At 65.0% G+C, this 17,018-nt stretch carries 17 protein-coding genes; 6 read left to right on the forward strand and 11 right to left on the reverse strand.

Annotated features, from left to right (window positions below; all coding sequences use genetic code 11):
• Nucleotides 1–111 precede the first annotated feature (111 nt).
• Together AC0SZ7_RS27280 and AC0SZ7_RS27285 are read left to right on the forward strand one after the other, a co-directional pair.
• Complete coding sequence (locus AC0SZ7_RS27280; RefSeq protein WP_008373806.1) at nt 112–384, forward strand: HU family DNA-binding protein; 273 nt, start codon at nt 112–114, stop codon at nt 382–384.
• 207 nt (nt 385–591) lie between these two features.
• A complete protein-coding gene (locus AC0SZ7_RS27285; protein ID WP_475507284.1) occupies nt 592–2,466 on the forward strand; it encodes a SurA N-terminal domain-containing protein in 1,875 nt (624 codons plus the stop codon).
• Nucleotides 2,467–2,647: 181 nt separating this feature from the next.
• On the opposite strand, the gene cobF is transcribed toward AC0SZ7_RS27285, so the two are convergent.
• The 6 genes from cobF to AC0SZ7_RS27315 all read right to left on the reverse strand — a co-directional run bounded on the left by cobF (nt 2,648) and on the right by AC0SZ7_RS27315 (nt 7,985).
• Nucleotides 2,648–3,403: a precorrin-6A synthase (deacetylating) gene (gene cobF / locus AC0SZ7_RS27290; protein ID WP_475507285.1), complete on the reverse strand. Its 756-nt coding sequence runs from the start codon at nt 3,401–3,403 to the stop codon at nt 2,648–2,650.
• 10 nt (nt 3,404–3,413) lie between these two features.
• A complete protein-coding gene (locus tag AC0SZ7_RS27295) occupies nt 3,414–4,175 on the reverse strand; it encodes an ABC transporter ATP-binding protein (RefSeq protein WP_475507286.1) in 762 nt (253 codons plus the stop codon).
• Entirely contained in the window at nt 4,172–5,200 is a 1,029-nt protein-coding gene (locus AC0SZ7_RS27300; RefSeq protein WP_475507287.1) for a FecCD family ABC transporter permease, read from the reverse strand. Before AC0SZ7_RS27300 ends, AC0SZ7_RS27295 begins: the two co-directional genes overlap by 4 nt.
• Nucleotides 5,200–6,222, reverse strand: coding sequence for an ABC transporter substrate-binding protein (locus AC0SZ7_RS27305; protein ID WP_475507288.1), 1,023 nt, complete (start codon nt 6,220–6,222; stop codon nt 5,200–5,202). Before AC0SZ7_RS27305 ends, AC0SZ7_RS27300 begins: the two co-directional genes overlap by 1 nt.
• Nucleotides 6,223–6,467: 245 nt before the next feature.
• Nucleotides 6,468–7,394 (reverse strand): class I SAM-dependent methyltransferase, encoded by a 927-nt coding sequence (locus AC0SZ7_RS27310; protein ID WP_475507289.1) that lies wholly within the window; start codon nt 7,392–7,394, stop codon nt 6,468–6,470.
• Between the two features lie 84 nt (nt 7,395–7,478).
• Nucleotides 7,479–7,985, reverse strand: coding sequence for a DUF4142 domain-containing protein (locus AC0SZ7_RS27315; RefSeq protein WP_475507290.1), 507 nt, complete (start codon nt 7,983–7,985; stop codon nt 7,479–7,481).
• Between the two features lie 184 nt (nt 7,986–8,169).
• Here AC0SZ7_RS27315 and AC0SZ7_RS27320 point away from each other — a divergent pair, with 184 nt between their 5' ends.
• Complete coding sequence (locus tag AC0SZ7_RS27320) at nt 8,170–9,078, forward strand: LysR family transcriptional regulator (protein WP_475507291.1); 909 nt, start codon at nt 8,170–8,172, stop codon at nt 9,076–9,078.
• Here AC0SZ7_RS27320 and AC0SZ7_RS27325 read toward each other — a convergent pair.
• The 4 genes from AC0SZ7_RS27325 to AC0SZ7_RS27340 all read right to left on the reverse strand — a co-directional run bounded on the left by AC0SZ7_RS27325 (nt 9,072) and on the right by AC0SZ7_RS27340 (nt 12,506).
• A complete protein-coding gene (locus tag AC0SZ7_RS27325; RefSeq protein WP_475507292.1) occupies nt 9,072–9,839 on the reverse strand; it encodes a substrate-binding domain-containing protein in 768 nt (255 codons plus the stop codon). The two genes, AC0SZ7_RS27320 and AC0SZ7_RS27325, sit on opposite strands and share 7 nt — an antisense overlap.
• An 11-nt stretch (nt 9,840–9,850) precedes the next feature.
• On the reverse strand, nt 9,851–11,152 hold the full coding sequence (gene tcuC / locus AC0SZ7_RS27330) for a tricarballylate/proton symporter TcuC (protein WP_475507293.1): 1,302 nt from the start codon (nt 11,150–11,152) through the stop codon (nt 9,851–9,853).
• Nucleotides 11,153–11,284: 132 nt separating this feature from the next.
• Entirely contained in the window at nt 11,285–11,554 is a 270-nt protein-coding gene (locus AC0SZ7_RS27335; RefSeq protein WP_475507294.1) for a DUF3253 domain-containing protein, read from the reverse strand.
• Between the two features lie 148 nt (nt 11,555–11,702).
• Nucleotides 11,703–12,506 (reverse strand): formate/nitrite transporter family protein, encoded by an 804-nt coding sequence (locus AC0SZ7_RS27340; protein ID WP_475507295.1) that lies wholly within the window; start codon nt 12,504–12,506, stop codon nt 11,703–11,705.
• Between the two features lie 365 nt (nt 12,507–12,871).
• Between AC0SZ7_RS27340 and AC0SZ7_RS27345 the strand changes: the two genes are divergently transcribed.
• Together AC0SZ7_RS27345 and AC0SZ7_RS27350 are read left to right on the forward strand one after the other, a co-directional pair.
• Nucleotides 12,872–14,317 carry an ATPase domain-containing protein gene (locus AC0SZ7_RS27345; protein ID WP_475507322.1) on the forward strand — a complete coding sequence of 482 codons (1,446 nt, stop codon included), beginning with the start codon at nt 12,872–12,874 and terminating at the stop codon, nt 14,315–14,317.
• Between the two features lie 21 nt (nt 14,318–14,338).
• Nucleotides 14,339–14,716: a response regulator gene (locus AC0SZ7_RS27350; RefSeq protein WP_475507296.1), complete on the forward strand. Its 378-nt coding sequence runs from the start codon at nt 14,339–14,341 to the stop codon at nt 14,714–14,716.
• Here AC0SZ7_RS27350 and AC0SZ7_RS27355 read toward each other — a convergent pair.
• Nucleotides 14,705–15,907, reverse strand: coding sequence for an acetylornithine/succinylornithine family transaminase (locus AC0SZ7_RS27355; RefSeq protein ID WP_475507297.1), 1,203 nt, complete (start codon nt 15,905–15,907; stop codon nt 14,705–14,707). The two genes, AC0SZ7_RS27350 and AC0SZ7_RS27355, sit on opposite strands and share 12 nt — an antisense overlap.
• Nucleotides 15,908–16,005: 98 nt before the next feature.
• Here AC0SZ7_RS27355 and AC0SZ7_RS27360 point away from each other — a divergent pair, with 98 nt between their 5' ends.
• Entirely contained in the window at nt 16,006–16,911 is a 906-nt protein-coding gene (locus AC0SZ7_RS27360) for a LysR family transcriptional regulator (protein ID WP_475507298.1), read from the forward strand.
• Nucleotides 16,912–17,018 lie beyond the last annotated feature (107 nt).

Below are 17,018 nucleotides of genomic sequence, written 5' to 3' on the forward strand. Positions count from 1 at the left end.
TAAAGCCCTTGTTATAAAGCGGCACTTACTGGTGTCAGCAGCCTCCCGGCACAGTTTTAGCTTTACCACATACTTAGAAACAAACTCATATAGATATAAGGGGACTTAAGAGTGAACAAGTCGGAACTGATTGATGCTATCGCTGCATCCGCTGATATCCCGAAAGCTGTAGCTGGCCGTGCGCTGGACGCAGTAATCGACTCCGTCACTGGCGCTCTGAAGGCTGGCGACTCCGTGGTACTGGTAGGTTTCGGTACTTTCTCTGTGACTGACCGCCCAGCTCGCGTTGGCCGTAACCCACAGACTGGCAAGACCCTGGAAATCGCTGCTGCCAAGAAGCCTGGCTTCAAAGCCGGCAAAGCACTGAAAGAAGCGGTAAACTAAGCCTTTCACGCCTTTGCCCGACCGGGGCGGGAAAAATTTCCGACCTGGAAGCGGAGCAGCCAATGAGCTGGTCTCAAGCCGACGCACGGCGCCGGTGATTGCTCCGCCAGTTACGAGAAGGCGCATCCTCGGATGCGCCTTTCTTCTATCCGGATTCTACCCACTCTCCGCGGTTGCTTAATCAGTACAACCGTTTCTGGGGGACGCATGCTGCAGAATATCAGGGACAATTCACAAGGCTGGATTGCCAAGACCATCATCGGTGTCATCGTTGCCTTGATGGCACTGACCGGCTTCGATGCCATTTTCAAAGCCACCAGCCATACCGCCGATGCGGCCAAGGTCAATGGCGACGCCATCAGCCAGAGCGAGCTGGCCCAGGCGGTCGAAATGCAACGCCGCCAGCTGATGCAACAGCTGGGCAAGGATTTCGACGCCTCCATGCTCGACGAGAAGATGCTGCGCGAAGCGGCCCTCAAGGGCCTGATCGACCGCAAGCTGCTGATCCAGGGCGCTACCGATGCCAAGTTCAGCTTCTCGGAAGCCGAGCTGGATCAACTGATCCTGCAAACCCCTGAATTCCAGGTGGACGGCAAGTTCAGCGCCGACCGTTTCGACGCCGTCATTCGCCAGATGGGCTACTCGCGCCTGCAATTCCGCCAGATGATGGCCCAGGAAATGCTGGTCGGCCAACTGCGCGCCGGCGTGGCTGGCAGCAGCTTCGTCACCGACGCCCAGGTGCAGGCGTTCGCCCGCCTCGAAAAGCAGACTCGCGATTTCGCCTCGCTGGCCTTCAAGGCTGACCCGTCGGCCATCAAGGTCAGTGACGATGAAGTGAAGAAGCACTACGACGAGCACGCCAAGGAGTTCATGAGCCCCGACCAGGTGGTGATTGACTACGTGGAGCTGAAGAAGTCGGCGTTCTTCGACAAGGTCACCGTCAAGGACGAAGACCTGCAGGCTGCCTACAAGGCCCAGACCGCCGCGCTCACCGAGCAGCGTCGTGCCGCGCACATCCTGATCGAGGTCAACGCCAAGACCACCGACGCCCAGGCCAAGGCCAAGATCGAAGAGATCCAGGCACGCCTGGCCAAGGGTGAAGACTTCGCCAAGCTGGCCAAGGAATTCTCCCAGGACCCGGGTTCGGCCACCAATGGTGGTGACCTGGGTTACGCCGGCAAGGGCGTCTATGACCCGGCCTTCGAGACTGCGCTGTACGCGCTGAACAAGGACCAGGTATCGGCCCCTGTGCGCAGCCAGTTCGGCTGGCACCTGATCAAGCTGCTGGGTGTCGAGGCGCCTAACGCACCGACCTTCGCCAGCATGAAAGACAAGCTGACCCGTGACGCCAAGACCGCTCAGGTCGAGCAGATGTACGTCGATGCTGCCAAGAAACTGGAAGACTCGTCGTACGAAGCCTCCGACCTGGTGCAGCCAGCGGCAGACCTGGGGCTGAAAGTGCAAACCTCCGCGCCGTTCGGCCGTGAAGGTGGCAGCGAAGGCGTGACCGCCAACCGCGCCGTGGTGCAAGCCGCGTTCAGCCCGGAAGTGATGGACGAAGGCGCCAACAGCTCGGCCATCGAACTGGACCCGGAAACCACCGTGGTGGTGCACGTTCACGAACACCGCAAGCCGGCGCAACTGCCGCTGGAAGCCGTGTCTGACGCGATCCGCAAGCACCTGGCGCAGGTCAAGGCCAGCGACGCGGTGAAAACCAAGGTCGACGCCCTGGTGGCTGGCCTGCGTGATGGCAAGATTGCGCTGGCGGCAAGCCAGGACGGCCAGGCCTGGAAAACCCAGGAAGCCGTGTCGCGTAGCCAGGAAGGTATCGACCCGGCCGTGCTGCAGGACGTATTCCGCATGACCAAGCCTGTGGGCAAGGACAAGCCGGTCTATGACAGCGTCAGCCTGTCCGATGGCAGCTACGTGGTGGTACGCCTGAACGGCGTCAACGAAGCCGCAGCCGCCACCGATGCCGAGAAAGCGCAATACCGTCGCTTCCTCGCTTCGCGTGCTGGCCAGCAGGACTTCGCGGCCTACCGCAAGGCGCTGGAAACCAAGGCGGATATCACGCGCTATTAAGCCGTGATGCCCTCCTGAAAAAGGCCGCGAAAGCGGCCTTTTTCATTTCCCGGCCGAAATACCGCATCGCCCCCGGACGCCGCCTGCTGCAGCTGCTACATCCTGTGGGAGCTGGCTTGCCAGCGAGCTGTTGGGGCCATAAAAGCTCGCTGGCAAGCCAGCTCCCACAAGACAGTTGTTGCTACGGGGTGGGTTTCAGCAGGTAGGTGTCCATGATCCAGCCATGGCGCAGCCGCGCCTGCTCGCGCACGCGCACGATCTCGTCCGCTACCTGGTCCAGTGGCCCGGCAACCAGGATTTCATCGGGGCTGCCCACGTAAGCGCCCCACCAGATAAACAACCCCTGGCCACGCAAGCGGTTGAATGCCTGGTGGGCATCCAGCATCACCACCTGGCTTTCCCCCGCACCCACGCCATCGCCCAATTGCCGCCCCGGGCTGATGCGCACCGAACCGCCGATCTCGTTCAGCGTCACCCGATGGGCCGCAGTCAACGCCTGTATGGCCGTGATGCCCGGGACCACGTCGTATTCGAACACCGCGCGGCCGGCGGCCAGCACTGCCTGCAGGATCCGCAGGGTGCTGTCATACAAGGCCGGGTCGCCCCACACGAGGATGCCCGCGCACTCGCCATCGGCCACTTCATTGGCAATAAGCTGCTCGACCAGTTGCTGTTTGTGGTCATTGAGTTGCTGCACCGCATCGGCATAGCTGTTGCCGTCAGGGCCGCGCGGCGGGTTGTCGGCTTCCACCATGCGCCAGGGCCGCTCGGTGGCCAGGCGCGTGCACAGGTCGCGACGCAGGTCGTTGAGGCCGTGCTTGGCCGGGCCCTTGTCGAACAGCAGGAACACGTCGACGCGGTTCAGCGCCCTCAGCCCCTGCAAGGTCAGGTGGTCAGGGTTGCCGGCACCGATGCCGATCACCAGGACAGTCTTCATGGGCCATGCCTCAGGGCAGGTATTGAATATGCGGGCGGCCATGGTGAGCGGAAGGGCTGACTACGCAGCGCACGCCATAGACCCGGGCCACCAGCTCGGCGGTGATGACCTGTTCGGGGCTGCCGCTGGCCACCACGCGGCCGTGTTGCAGCAGCACCAGGCGGTCGCAGAACATCGCCGCCAGGTTCAGGTCGTGCAAGGCCATCACGCACGTCACCGGCAGGCCTTGAATCAGTTGTAGCAGCTGCAGCTGATGCTGGATGTCCAGGTGATTGGTGGGTTCGTCCAGCAGCAGTTCGCTGGGCCCCTGGGCCAGGGCGCGGGCGATCTGCGTGCGCTGGCGCTCCCCGCCCGACAGGCTGTGCCAACTGCGCAGGCGCAGCGCACCCAGGCCGGTGCGGGCCAGGGCCTGTTCGACAATGGCCTGGTCCTCTTGCGTCCATGGCGCCAGTGCGCCGCGATGCGGGGTGCGGCCCAGGCGCACGATGTCCTGCACGCGAATGTCCACCTCGGTGCCGGCGTGCTGTTCCACCAGCGCCACGCGGCGGGCCACGGCCTTGCGCGGCCACTGCGCCAGCGCGCGGCCGTCGAGGCTGACGCAGCCCTGGCTGGGCGCGCGCAGGCCGGCCAGCAGGCGCAGCAGGGTCGATTTGCCGGAGCCATTGGGGCCGATCAGGCCCAGGGTGCCCTGGGCGGGGAGGTCCAGGCTGATGCCGTCGATGATCACCTGGCCGTCGACGCTCCAGCCGACGTTATCGGCGCGCAGGCTCATGGTGCTGCCCGGTTGCGGTAGAGCAGGGCGGCGAACACCGGCGCGCCGACCAAGGCGGTCACCACGCCGATGGGCAGCACCTGCCCCGGAACGATCAGCCGCGAGGCAATGTCGGCCAACACCATGAAGTTGGCGCCGATCAGCACGCAGGCCAACAACAGCCGCACATGCCGCGGGCCCACTAACAGGCGGGCGATATGCGGCACCACCAGGCCGACGAAGCCCACCGCGCCGACGATGCTCACCAGGGTGGCGGTGATCAGCGCCGTGACCCCGAACAGCAGCCAGCGCAGGCGCGCCACCGGTACGCCAAGGCTGGCGGCTGCATCGTCACCGAACACGAAGGCGTCCAGGGTGCGCGCACAATACAGGCACACCAGCAGCCCGACGCCCACCACCGCGGCTGCCAGGCCCACGTCATGCCAGCGCACACCGCCCAGGCTGCCCAGCAGCCAGAACATCACGCTGCGGGCCTGCTCGGCGTTGGCCGAGGTGGAGACGATCCAGGCGGTGAGGGCGTTGAACAACTGCGCCCCGGCAACGCCGGCCAATATCACCTGGGCCGGGCCACCGCGAATGCCGGTGGCCAGCAGCACCACCAGACCGAAAGCCAGCGCGGCACCGAGGAAGGCGCCCAGGGAGATGCCGATCAAACCACCGCCCAGGCCCAGCAGCATCACCAACACCGCGCCGGTGGAGGCGCCAGCGCTGATGCCCAGCACGTAAGGGTCGGCCAGGGCGTTGCGCAGCAGCGCCTGCAATACCGCGCCGCACAGCGACAGGCCGGCGCCGCAGCAGGCGGCCACCAGCGCACGGCTCAGGCGGTATTCCCAGATGATGCCCTGCTGTATGCGCGGCACTTCATAGGCCCCCAGCCCCAGGCCGTTGAGCAGCGCCTTGAGGGTGACGGCCAGGGGAATGTCCAGCTCGCCCAGGGACACCGCCAGCGCAATCGACAGGCCCAGGCTAAGCAGCGCCAGCATGGCCAGCGCCCAACGGCCGAGGCCAGAACGTTCCAGTGGCATCAAGGCGTGTTGCCCGTATCGGCCAGGCCCTTGGCGATCTGTTCGATGGCATCGACCACGCCCATGGATGGGTTCAGGGTGTTGGCGTCCACCACGATCAGGCGGCCGTTGCGCACCGCCTTGAGTTCGCGGGTGACCGGGTCGTTGCGCAGGAAGGCCAGCTTTTTCTCGACGTCGTCGGCGGGGTACAGGCGGCGTTGCATGCGCGCCAGCACGATCACGTCGGGGTCGCGGGCAGCAATGCTCTCCCAGCTCACGCCCGGCCATTCCTCATCGCTATCGATGACGTTGCGCAGGCCCAGCACCTGCGAAATATAGCCCGGTGCGCCGTTCTTGCCGGCCACCCAAGGGTCGCCTTCCAGGCGCGTACTGGAGAACCAGTACAGCACCGACAGCGGCGGGTGGGCGGTGGCGTTGGCCAGTTTTACGGCTGCCGCCACGCGTTCATGCAGGCGTGCGCTGAGGGCCTGGCCGGCGGCGGGCACGTTGAAGATGTTCGCCAGTTCGCTGATTTCCTTGTCCACCAGGGCCAGGGAGTACAGCTGGCTGCGGCTGCCGTCGGCATTGGAGGTGGCGGTCACGCCCTTGCCGTCGCAGTCGCTGGGCGACACGTAGGAGGGGATGCCCAGTTTCAGCAGCTGCTCAGGCGTGGCGACCTCGCCCTGGGGGCCAACGTGGTAGGTGTACTGGGCCACGACGATGTCCGGCGCCGCCTTGGCCACGGCCTCGAAGCTGGGCGCGTTATCCGCCAGGCGCGGCACTGTGGCGCCAGCGGCGGCCAGGGCTGGTGGCAGCGGCCCGAACCACACGCCGGTGCCGACCATGCGCGGGCCAAGGCCCAGCGACAGCAACAACTCGGTGCTGGCCTGGCCCAGGCTGACCGCCCGTTGCGGCGGCGCATCGATGCGTACGCTGTGGCCGCAGTTCTGCACGGTCAGCGGGTAGTGGCTGGGTGGCGCGGCGGCAAGTGCCGAGGCGGCGGATAAAGACAGGCAGGCAAAGGCAAGGTGGCGTAACAGCATGCAGCGGCTCCCGGGATGGCGCGTCCGTTGGGCGAAAAGGAATGGCGGGCAGCAAGGTCTGGCTTTCGGGAGGCCCGAACACAGTGGCGCGACCGCGCCGGAGTTGCACCGGCTTCCTGCTGCACGCATGAAAAAGCCCGCAGAGGGTAAGTGGCATTGCCCAAGAGAGCAACCTGCCGTTCACCTTCCCTGATCAATCTCTGTAGCCGCTGCCGCCAGGTAGCGGCTACGAGGTCAGGCGGGGTTCACGCGCTGGTGAACACCAGCGCCTTGAGGCCGCCTTCGGGCTCGGCGTCGGGGAATTCCGGCGGGTTTTCCAGGCGGTGCTGGAAGGTCAGCTGCGGGGCTTCCTCGGCCATGCTCTGAATCAGGAAATCGGAGCCGATGGCCGGGTCATTGACGCAGGCCAGGACCACGCCTTGCTCGGTCAGCAGCTCGGGCAGCTTGCGCAGCACTTTGCGGTAATCCTGGGTCAGCACGAAGCTGCCGCGCTGGAACGACGGCGGGTCGATGATCACCAGGTCATACGGGCCGCCACGCTTGACCTTGCCCCACGACTTGAACAGCTCGTGGCCCAGGAAGCTCACGCGGTCCAGGTCGTGGCCGTTCAGGCGGTGGTTGTCACGGCCGCGGCTCAGGGCGGCGCGGGCCATGTCCAGGTTCACCACGTGCTCGGCGCCACCGGCAATGGCCGTCAACGAGAACCCGCAGGTGTAGGCGAACAGGTTCAGCACGCGCTTGCCGGCGGCGTGCTCGCGCACCCATTGGCGCCCGTAGCGCATGTCCAGGAACAGCCCGATGTTCTGCTTGCGGCCCAGGTCCAGCTGGTAGCGCAGGCCGTCCTCGTCGATGAACCATTGCTCCACCGGCTCGCCCAGCAGCCACTCGGCGGCGCTGTCGGGCAGGTAGCGGTGCTGCAGGATCAGGCTATGCACCTGCGCGGTGGCCTGGGCCAGGTCCAGCAGCAGCGGTTTCAGCGCGGCCAGTTCGTCGGCGGCCGGCTCGCGGAACAGCGACACCAGCAGCACGCCTTGCAGCCAGTCCACGGTGATCTGTTCCAGGCCTGGCCAGCAGCGCCCACGGCCATGGAACAGGCGGCGGGTTTCGGTGGGCGGGTTTTGCAGGGCGGTTGCCAGCTGTTGCTGGAGAAGTGCGAGGGCGTCGGCGTTCATGAAAGACTTTTGGCAGGGCATAAACCGCCCATGGTAAACCCCGGCGCACGGCTGTGGGAAATCCACGGCCGTGCGCGGCAGGCGTTACTGATGCTTGGCTTGCAGTTCCTTGGCCATTTTCAGGTGTTCTTCGAGTTTGGGCAGGGTTTTTTCCGCGAATGCCTTCAGCTCGGGCTTGTCGGAGGAAGCGGCTTCTTTCTTGAACAGCGCCACGGTGTCTTCGTGAGCCTTCACCTGGTTGTTGGCATACGCCTTGTCGAAGGATTCATCGCGCAATTCGAGGATTTTCTTCTTGGCCTGCTGCATCAAGGTAGCGTCGTCCGGCACCTCGATGTCCAGCTTGTGGGCGAGGGCGGTCAGCTGTTCGTTGGCGGCGCCGTGGTCCTTGATCATCTGGCTGGCGAAGGTCTTCACATCCGCCGAGCTGCTTTTTTCCAGCGCCAGCTTGCCAGCCTCCACCTCAGTGATGCCGCCTGCGGCCGCATCATCGACAAAATCGTTGGAGGTTGCGGCGAATGCCGGGCTGCTCAATGCCCCCGTCAGCGCCAGGGCCAGGGCCAGGGCCAGCTTGCCTGCTTTGAATGCGTCCATGAGGTTTCTCCGTCGTTATTGTTGGAAGGCGGATGAAGTTCACCGCTCCTGATAATGGAGCGCTACGGCGGTGCGTTGGTGCGGCGCCGGCGACGAATGGTCTTTCGACTATGGTCCAGCATCAATACTGGCCATTCATGCATTAAGCTGATCGGATAAATAAAATTCGGCATGAGTGACCGGGATGAGCATCAATTTCGACCTGAACGACCTGCAGGCCTTTCGCGCAGTGGTGGAGAAGGGCAGTTTTCGCAAGGCCGCCGAGGCCATCAGCATCTCCCAGCCGGCGTTGAGCCGGCGCATCGAAAAGCTGGAAAGTGCGCTCAATGTACGGCTGTTCGACCGCACTACTCGCCGCGTCAGCCTGACCATGGTCGGCCGCGCCTTCGCGCCCAGCGCCGAACGTCTGCTCAATGACCTGGACATTGCCTTGCTGGGCATCAGCGAAGTGGCCTCCACGCGGTTGGGCAACGTCACCGTGGCCTGCGTGCCGTCGGCCGCCTACTACTTCATGCCCAAGGTGGTGGCCCGCTACCACAGGCTCTACCCGCGCATCCGCGTGAAGGTGCTGGACGCCAGCGCCAACGACGTTCAGCAGGCCGTGCTCAGCGGTGAGGCCGACCTGGGCCTGAGCTTCACCGGCAACCTGCCGCCAGAACTGGAATTCGAACTGCTGGTGCAGGAGCACTACGTGGCCGCCTGCCGCCGCGACCACCCGCTGGCCGGGCGCAAGCAACTGAGCTGGGAAGAGTATTTCCAGCACGACTACATCTCGGTGGACAAGACCTCAGGCAACCGCTTCGTGCTGGACCAGGCGCTGCTGCACATTCGCCCGGCGCGGCCGAGTATCTGCGAGACCCGCCATGTGACGACCATGCTGGGGTTGGTGGAGGCGGGGTTGGGGATTGCAGCGGTGCCGTCCATGGCCTTGCCGCTGGGCGAGCATCAGTGGATGACCAGCATCCCGCTGGTGGAGCCCGAGGTATTGCGCAGTGTGGGCCTGATCCGTCGCCGGGGCCGGTTGCTGACCCCGGCGGCGCTGGAACTGGAACAGTTGATTCGGGAGTTCAAGAAACCCCTGGAAGATCAGTGAGGCACCGAGTCCAGGCCGGTGCCGGTGACCACCGACTGCGCCTGCGCCGAGGCCATGTAGTCCAGCAATGCCTTGGCCTCGGCCGGGTGCGCGGCGCCCACCGGGATGCCGGCGGCGAAGCGGGTGACCGATTGCAGCGGCTCGGGGATCTTGCCCACGTAGGTCACGCCGGCGACGGGCAGCAGTTCGCTGACCTGTTGCAGGCCTAGCTGCGGCTCGCCCTTGGCGACTTCACCGGCCACCGGAATGCGCTCGATCATCTTCGCCTTGGGCTTGAGCTGGGCTTCGATACCCAGGCGCTTGAACAACTGATCCTGTACGTAGACGCCGCTGGCGCTGTCGGAATAACCCACGGACCTGGCCTGCAGCAACGCCTGCTTGAAGGCGGCGACGCTGCTGATGTCCGGCTTCGGCTGGCCGGCTTTCACCACCAGGCCGATGCGCGAGTCCGCCAGTTCCACCCGCGAGGCGGGCAGCACCTTGCCTTGCTTGATCAGGTCGTCCAGGGCGTAGCCGACCATGATCACCACGTCAGCCTGTTCACCGCGCGCCAGGCGGTTGGGGATCGCCTCGGCGGCCTTGCCCATGGAGGGGCCGAGGATGGTGACAAGGTGGTCGCCATGGGCCGCGGCGAACTGCGGCCCGAGGATTTTATAGGCGGCAGTGAAGCCACCCGAGGTCATCACGTTGAGGTCGTCGGCCTGGGCCAGGCCGGTGATGGCCAGGGCCAGGGCGGCCACGCCGTTCAGCAGTTTGTTCATGGCGCCCCCCTTCAGACTGCGGCGCGCAGCTGGGCGCTGCCGCGACGGTACAGGTACAGGGTGGCGCACAGGGCGCACAGGGCGGCGAAGCTCATCCAGTAGCCTGGCGCGGCCTTGTCGCCGCTGCTGTGAATCAGCGCGGTGGAGATCGCCGGGGTGAAGCCGCCGAACACGGCAGTCGCCAGGCTGTAGGCCAGGGAGAAACCGGCCACACGCACTTCCACCGGCATGATTTCGGTCAGCGCCGGGATCATCGCGCCGTTGTACATGCCGTACATGAACGACAGCCACAGCAGGGTTTCCAGCATGTGCGCAAAGCTCGGTGCCTGGGCCAGGTACGACAGCGCCGGGTACGAGGTGGCGATGGCCAGCACGGTCATGGCGATCAGCATCGGCTTGCGGCCAATGCGGTCCGACAGCGCGCCGCCGATGGGCAGCCAGACAAAGTTCGACACGCCCACCAGCAGGGTCACCATCAGCGCGTCGGCGGTGCTCAGGTTGAGCACGCTCTTGCCGAAGGTCGGCGCGTACACGGTGATCAGGTAGAAGGCGGTGGTGGTCATCGCCACCATCAGCATCCCGGCGACGACGATGGTCCAGTTGGCCACCAGTGTGTTGTACACCTCGCGCATGGCGGGGCGGTGACGGCGGGCGGTGAACTCTTCGGTCTCTTCCAGCTTGCGACGCAGCAGGAAAATGAACGGCACGATCATGCAGCCCACGGCGAACGGAATACGCCAGCCCCAGGCGGCGATGTCGTCACCGCTCATCCACTGGTTCAAGCCGTAGCCCAGCGCCGCCGCTACCACGATGGCGACCTGCTGGCTGGCCGACTGCCAGCTGGTGTAGAAGCCTTTCTTGCCGGGGGTGGCCATTTCCGCCAGGTACACCGACACGCCGCCAAGCTCGGCGCCGGCCGAGAAACCTTGCAGCAGGCGGCCCAGCAGCACCAGGGCGGGCGCCAGCAGGCCAATGGTCTCGTAACCGGGCACCAGCACGATCAATATCGTGCCGCTGGCCATGATCGACAGGGTCACGATCAGGCCCTTGCGGCGGCCGACGTCGTCGATATAGGCGCCCAGAATCACCGCACCCAGCGGCCGCATGAGGAAGCCTGCGCCGAACACGGCGAAGGTCATCATCAGCGAAGCGAATTCACTGCTGGCGGGGAAGAAGGCGGCGGCGATATGGGTGGCGTAGAACCCGAACAGGAAGAAATCGAACTGTTCGAGGAAATTGCCCGAGGTTACACGGAATACCGCGCCGGCTTTGGCGCGTGCGGACGCGGACGCGCCCTGGGGTGAGGACTGCATGTGCATCTCCCATCATTTTTATGACACGTGCAACGGGGCACATGGGTTTTTTTGTAGGGGAGTGATGGTCGCGGAAATATTTTGAAATGATAACTGCATATTTCTGATGGATTGATGCGTGAGTGTTATCACTCAGCGCATCAATCTACCGCGGCGCAGCCGGATCGGCCCGCTGCCAATGCGTTCCGGCGCCAGGGTGGCCTCGCCTTGAGTGATGCGCAAAACGTCAGCTTGGGCCAGGCACGAGGCCACCCGGCGAATGTCCGGCATCAATGCGCGCCACAGCGCCTCGTCGGCGCTGAGCACGCGGGCCACGTCGCTGGGGCAGATGGAGTCTTCGGGGGCGCGTTGGGAGAGCAGGGCGAAGATCGCCCGGGTGATCATGCTGTCGTCGATGTTCATGGGAATGCGCGGCAGTAACGAAAACGCCTTTGTAACAGAGGCGACGATTGCCGCATACCCCGTAGCAGCGGCCGCAGGCCGCGTCGGCGGTTTGCCTGATACCGCGCGTGGCCTGGGACGCGGCCTGGTGGCCGCTGCTACGGAGGGGTTAGCGGTGGGCTTCGGCTACCGGCGCGGCATCGGCCTGCACCTGCTTGCCGAACGCCACGAAGTACGCCAGGCCCACGAACACTGCGCCGCCGACGGCGTTGCCGAGGAACACCGCCACCAGGTTGTCGGCGCACTGGCTCCAGTCCAGCGCACCGGCAAAAATGGCGGCAGGGATGACGAACATGTTCGCCACCACGTGCTGGAAGCCGATGGCCACGAAGCCCATCACCGGGAACCACATGCCCAGGATCTTGCCGGTGACTTCCTTGCTGGCGTACGACAGCCACACCGCCAGGCACACCATCCAGTTGCAGCCGATGCCCGAGACGAACGCATGGGTAAAGTCGGCGCTGGCCTTGGCGTTGGCGATGGCCAGGGTCTTGGTCAGGAACGGCCCTTCGGTCAGGCCCAGCACGTGGCCGAAGCAGTAGGCCACGAACAGCGCGCCCAGCAGGTTGGCCACGGTCACCAGCAGCCAGTTGCGCAGCAGTGCGCCGAGGGTGATCTTGCCGCTGAACAGGGCCATGGGCAGGGTCATCATGTTGCCGGTCAGCAGTTCACCACCGCCCAGGATCACCAAAATCAGGCCCAGCGGGAACACTGCGGCGCCCAGCAGGTTGCCCAGGGACGACCAGGCGCCGGGGATCATGGTGCTGACGTGAATATCGAGCAAAAAGCCCAGGGCAATGAAAGCGCCGGCCAGGAAGCCCAGCACCAGGATCGCGGGCAGCGAGGCCTGGGCTTTCTTGACGCCGGTTTCGATGGCCATTTCGGCGATCTGCTGGGGGGTATTCAGGGACATGGGAGGTCACTCGTGAGCCAGGTGGAAAAAGGGTGCGCTTTCTTACGCTGCGCCATCCTGGCCCTGCGACGATTTGCGACATTGATTGCCGCGAAAGCTAATGGCTCAACGCCTGCACGTCTAATCGCTTGTTTCGATAGCGCGATTGACCCGGTCGATGGGCCACGATTACCTGTGGGAGCTGGCTTGCCAGCGAGCTGTTTGCCGCCCAAAAGCTCGCTGGCAAGCCAGCTCTCACAAGGGCAGGTCAATAAACTTGTGGGCATTCGCGCCAAGCGGTATAGAATTCCTTATCCATCAAGAGATTAAACGTTCCGTACAACGGGGCAGTCTATCTCGGCGATTATTCATGAAAGGCAGGCCGGATCTTGGAACAGCTAAAACGCCTTGAAAGCGGTATTGAAGGGCTTGACCTTCTGTTGAAGGGCGGGCTGGTCGCAGGTTCGTCCTACATCGTCCAGGGGCGACCGGGGTCGGGCAAGACCATCCTGGCCAACCAGCTGGGTTTCAACCACGTGCGCAACGGCGGGCGGGTATTGGTGGCCACGTTGCTGGCCGAGTCCCACGAGCGGCTCTTCCAGTACCTGTCGACCCTGCGGTTCTTCGACGCCGGCCGCATCGGCAACGAAATCCAGTTCGTCAGCGCCTTCGATACCCTGGAAAACGAGGGCCTGGACGAGGTCGTCAAGCTGCTGCGCCGCGAGATCAGCCGGCAGAAGGCCACGGTGCTGATTGTCGACGGCCTGCTCAACGCGCGCTCCAAGGCCGAGTCGCAGATCGACACGAAGAAATTCATCTCCGAGCTGCAGGGGCATGCCGCCTTTGCCGGCTGCACCGTGCTGTTCCTCACCAGCTCGCGGCTGGACGATGGCAGCCCCGAGCACACCATGGTCGATGGCGTCATCGAACTGGGCGAAGAACTGTTCGGCACCCGCTCGGTGCGCCGCATCCAGCTGCGCAAGACCCGTGGCAGCGGCGCGTTGTCGGGCCTGCACGAATGCGAGATCACCGACGACGGCCTGGTGGTGTACCCGCGGCTGGAAAGCCTCTACAGCCACCCGTCGCGCCCCGACAGCTCCGACCTGACGCGGCTGCCCAGCGGCGTACCGGCGCTGGACAAATTGATTGGCGGCGGGCTGCCGCGCTCCTCCGTGACCCTGGCCATGGGCCCCTCGGGCATCGGCAAGACGTCCCTGGGCATCCACTTCCTGGGGGCCGGCACCCCTTTGGAACCGGCGCTGCATTTCGGTTTCTACGAGTCGCCGCAGCGCCTGGGCATCAAGGCCAAGGCCCTGGGCTATGACTTCCAGGTCATGCAGGACGCCGGGGCGTTGTTCGTGTCCTGGCAGCCCACCACCGAAGGCCTGGTCGACGGCCTGGGCGCGCGCCTGCTCAAGCAGGTGGACGAGCACCGCATCAAGCGCGTACTCATCGACAGCCTGGGCGGCATGACCCGCTGCGCCACCAACCAGGCACGCCTCACCGAGTTTTTCAGCGCGCTGATGGGCGAGCTGCGTGCCCGCGGCGTGACGGTGTTCGTGACCTGGGAAATCCGTGGTTTGTTCGGCCCCGAGATCACCTCGCCGACGCCGGACCTGTCGAGCATCGTCGACAACATCCTGCTGCTGCGGTTTGTGGAATATGAAGCTGAACTTAAACGCCTGCTGTCCATCCTTAAAGTAAGGGACAGCGTTTATGATCCTTCGCTTCTGGAGCTGGTCATCGACGAAAGCGGCATCGATCTGAAGAAGGCATTCAAGCATGCAGAGGCAGTGTTATCCGGAAGCGCCTCGGCGGTCAGCAAGCCTTGAAGACGCCCCGGTCGAGCTGACATGAGCACTATCCTGATCGTCGACGACGAATTCATGATTGCCAACATCCTCGAACTGGCGTTCGAGGATGAGGGCTATGAGGTCGTCAAGGCAGCCAATGGCCGCAAGGGCCTTGAGGTGCTGGAGCGCGAGCGCCCGGCGCTGGTGATCACCGACTTCATGATGCCGGTGATGGACGGTCTGGAAATGGCCCGCAAGATCCGCGAGCACACGCTGTACAAGGACATGCCCATCTTGCTGATGAGCGGTGCCCAGGGCAGCATCGGCCGCGCTACCCCGGAGCTGTTCGCCGCCGTGTTCGACAAGCCGTTCAAGATCGATGACGTGGTGGCCAAGGTCCGCGAACTGATCGGCCCGCCGGGTCATTCAGCGCACTGATTCCAGCAACCCCAGCAGCCGCGCGACCATGGCCTGGCGGGTGACGTCGCCCAGCGTCAGTGGCGGTAGCAGGCGAATGGTCTGGCCGCGGGCGATGTTGATCAGCACGCCGTGCTCGCGCGCTGCCAGCTCCGCCAGGTGGCGCGCGGGAAACGCCAGGTCGATACCTATCATCAAACCGTGGCCGCGCACCGCCAGCACCTGGGGGTGATCTTTCAACGCCATGCGCAGCTCGCCCAGCATCAACTGGCCCTGGCGCTCGGCGTTCGCCACCAGGCCTTCCTGTTCCATGATATCCAGCACCGTGCACGCCACCCGGCAGGCCAGCGGGTTGCCGCCGAAGGTGCTGCCGTGGCTGCCGGGGCCGAACAGCTCGGCCGCAGGGCCGGTGGCCAGGCAGGCGCCGATGGGCACGCCGTTGCCCAGGGCCTTGGCCAGGGTCATCACGTCCGGCACCACGCCCTCGTGCTGGCCGGCGAACCAGCGGCCGGTGCGGCCCAGGCCGGTCTGGATCTCGTCCAGCATCAGCAGCCACTGCTGTTCGTCGCACAACGCCCGCAGCGCGGCCAGGTAGCCGCCAGGCGCCACCTGCACGCCGCTTTCGCCCTGCACCGGTTCCACCAGCACGGCGGCAATGCGCTGGCCGTGGCTTTGCGCCAGGGCCTGGATGGCCAGCACGTCGCCGAATGGCACCTTGATGAAACCGTCCATCAGCGGCGCGAAGCCGGCCTGGCAGCTGGGGCTGTCGCTGGCCGACAGGGTGGCGAACGTGCGGCCATGGAAACTGTTTTCCATCACCACCACCAACGGCTGGCGGATGCCCTTGCGCTGGGCGTGCAGGCGCGCCAGCTTCAGCGCGGTTTCGTTGGCCTCGGCGCCGGAGTTGCAGAAGAACGCCCGCTGCATGCCGGCCAGTGCCGTCAGTTTCTGCGCCAACTGCACCTGCCAGTCGATGCGGTACAGGTTGGAGGTGTGCAGCAGCAGCCCGGCCTGTTCGCGAATAGCCTCGACGATGCGCGGGTGGCTGTGGCCTACCGAGGTCACCGCCACGCCGGCCAGGGCGTCCAGGTATTCACGGCCCTCGCTGTCCCACACCCGGCAGCCTTCGCCACGGGTGAAACTGATGGGCAGGGGCTGGTAGTTGTTCATCAGGCTGGGGTGGTTGCTGGGCAGTGCTTGGGGGGCATTCATGGGCGCCGTCTCCATTTTTTGGGCACGCTCAGTATGTTTATCCAGCAAGCCGGGATAAACGCCACTAGACTGAAAGGACTTTAAAGCAGGAGTGGCTAATGGACCTGTTTCAGGCCATGGGCGTATTCGTCCAGGTGGTGGAAGGCGGCAGCATGACCGCCGCCGCCGAAGCGTGCGGCATGTCCACCACCATGGTGGGCAACCACTTGCGCGCGCTGGAGCAGCGCCTGGGCGTCAGCCTGCTGCGCCGCACCACACGGCGCCAGAGCCTCACCGAGTTCGGCAGCGCCTACTACCAGCGCTGCCTGGACATCCTCGGCCAGGTCAGCGCCGCCGAGCAGTTGGCCGAGGAAGTGCAGGCCGTGCCCCACGGCACCCTGCGCGTGACCGCGCCGCCGACCTTTGGTGCCGAATGCCTGATGCCGTGCCTCACCGGCTACCTGGCGGCCAACCCGGCGGTAAAGCTCGACGTGGTGTTGACCGACCGGCTGGTGGATTTGGTGGAGGAGGGCTTTGACGCCGCCATTCGCCTGGGCACCCTGGAAAACTCCAGCCTGGTGGCGCGGCCGCTGCGCGACTACGGCCTGACCCTGTGCGCGGCGCCGCAGTACCTGGCCCGGCGCGGCGTGCCGACCACGGTGCAGGCGCTGGCCGAGCACGACTGCCTGGCATTCGCCTACCCAGCCGGCACCGAATGGCGCTGGACGCAAAAGCACTGGCGCCTGACCGGTGCAGCTGGCGAGGTGACAGTGGATGTCAGTGGGCGAATCGCCGTCAACAGCGCCCCGGCGTTGAAGCGCGCGGCGTTGTCGGGGCTGGGCATCGCGATGTTGCCCGATGCGCTGGTGCGCGACGAGCTGGATGATGGGCGGCTGTTGCCGTTGCTGCCGGACTGGCACCTGCCGGTGCGGCCGATGCATTTGGTGTACCCCCAGGAGCGCTACCGGTCGCCGAAGCTGCGCAGCTTCGTCGACTACATCGTGCAGCACATGGGCCGGCCCTGACCCGTAGCAGCGGCCGCAGGCCGCGTCTAGGTCACCGCAGAATGCCAGATCCTGCGCGGTGTGGTCTGACGCGGCCTGCGGCCGCTGCAACGGGGGTTAGACTTCCA

It is taken from the genome of Pseudomonas sp. JC1203 (assembly GCF_056175065.1).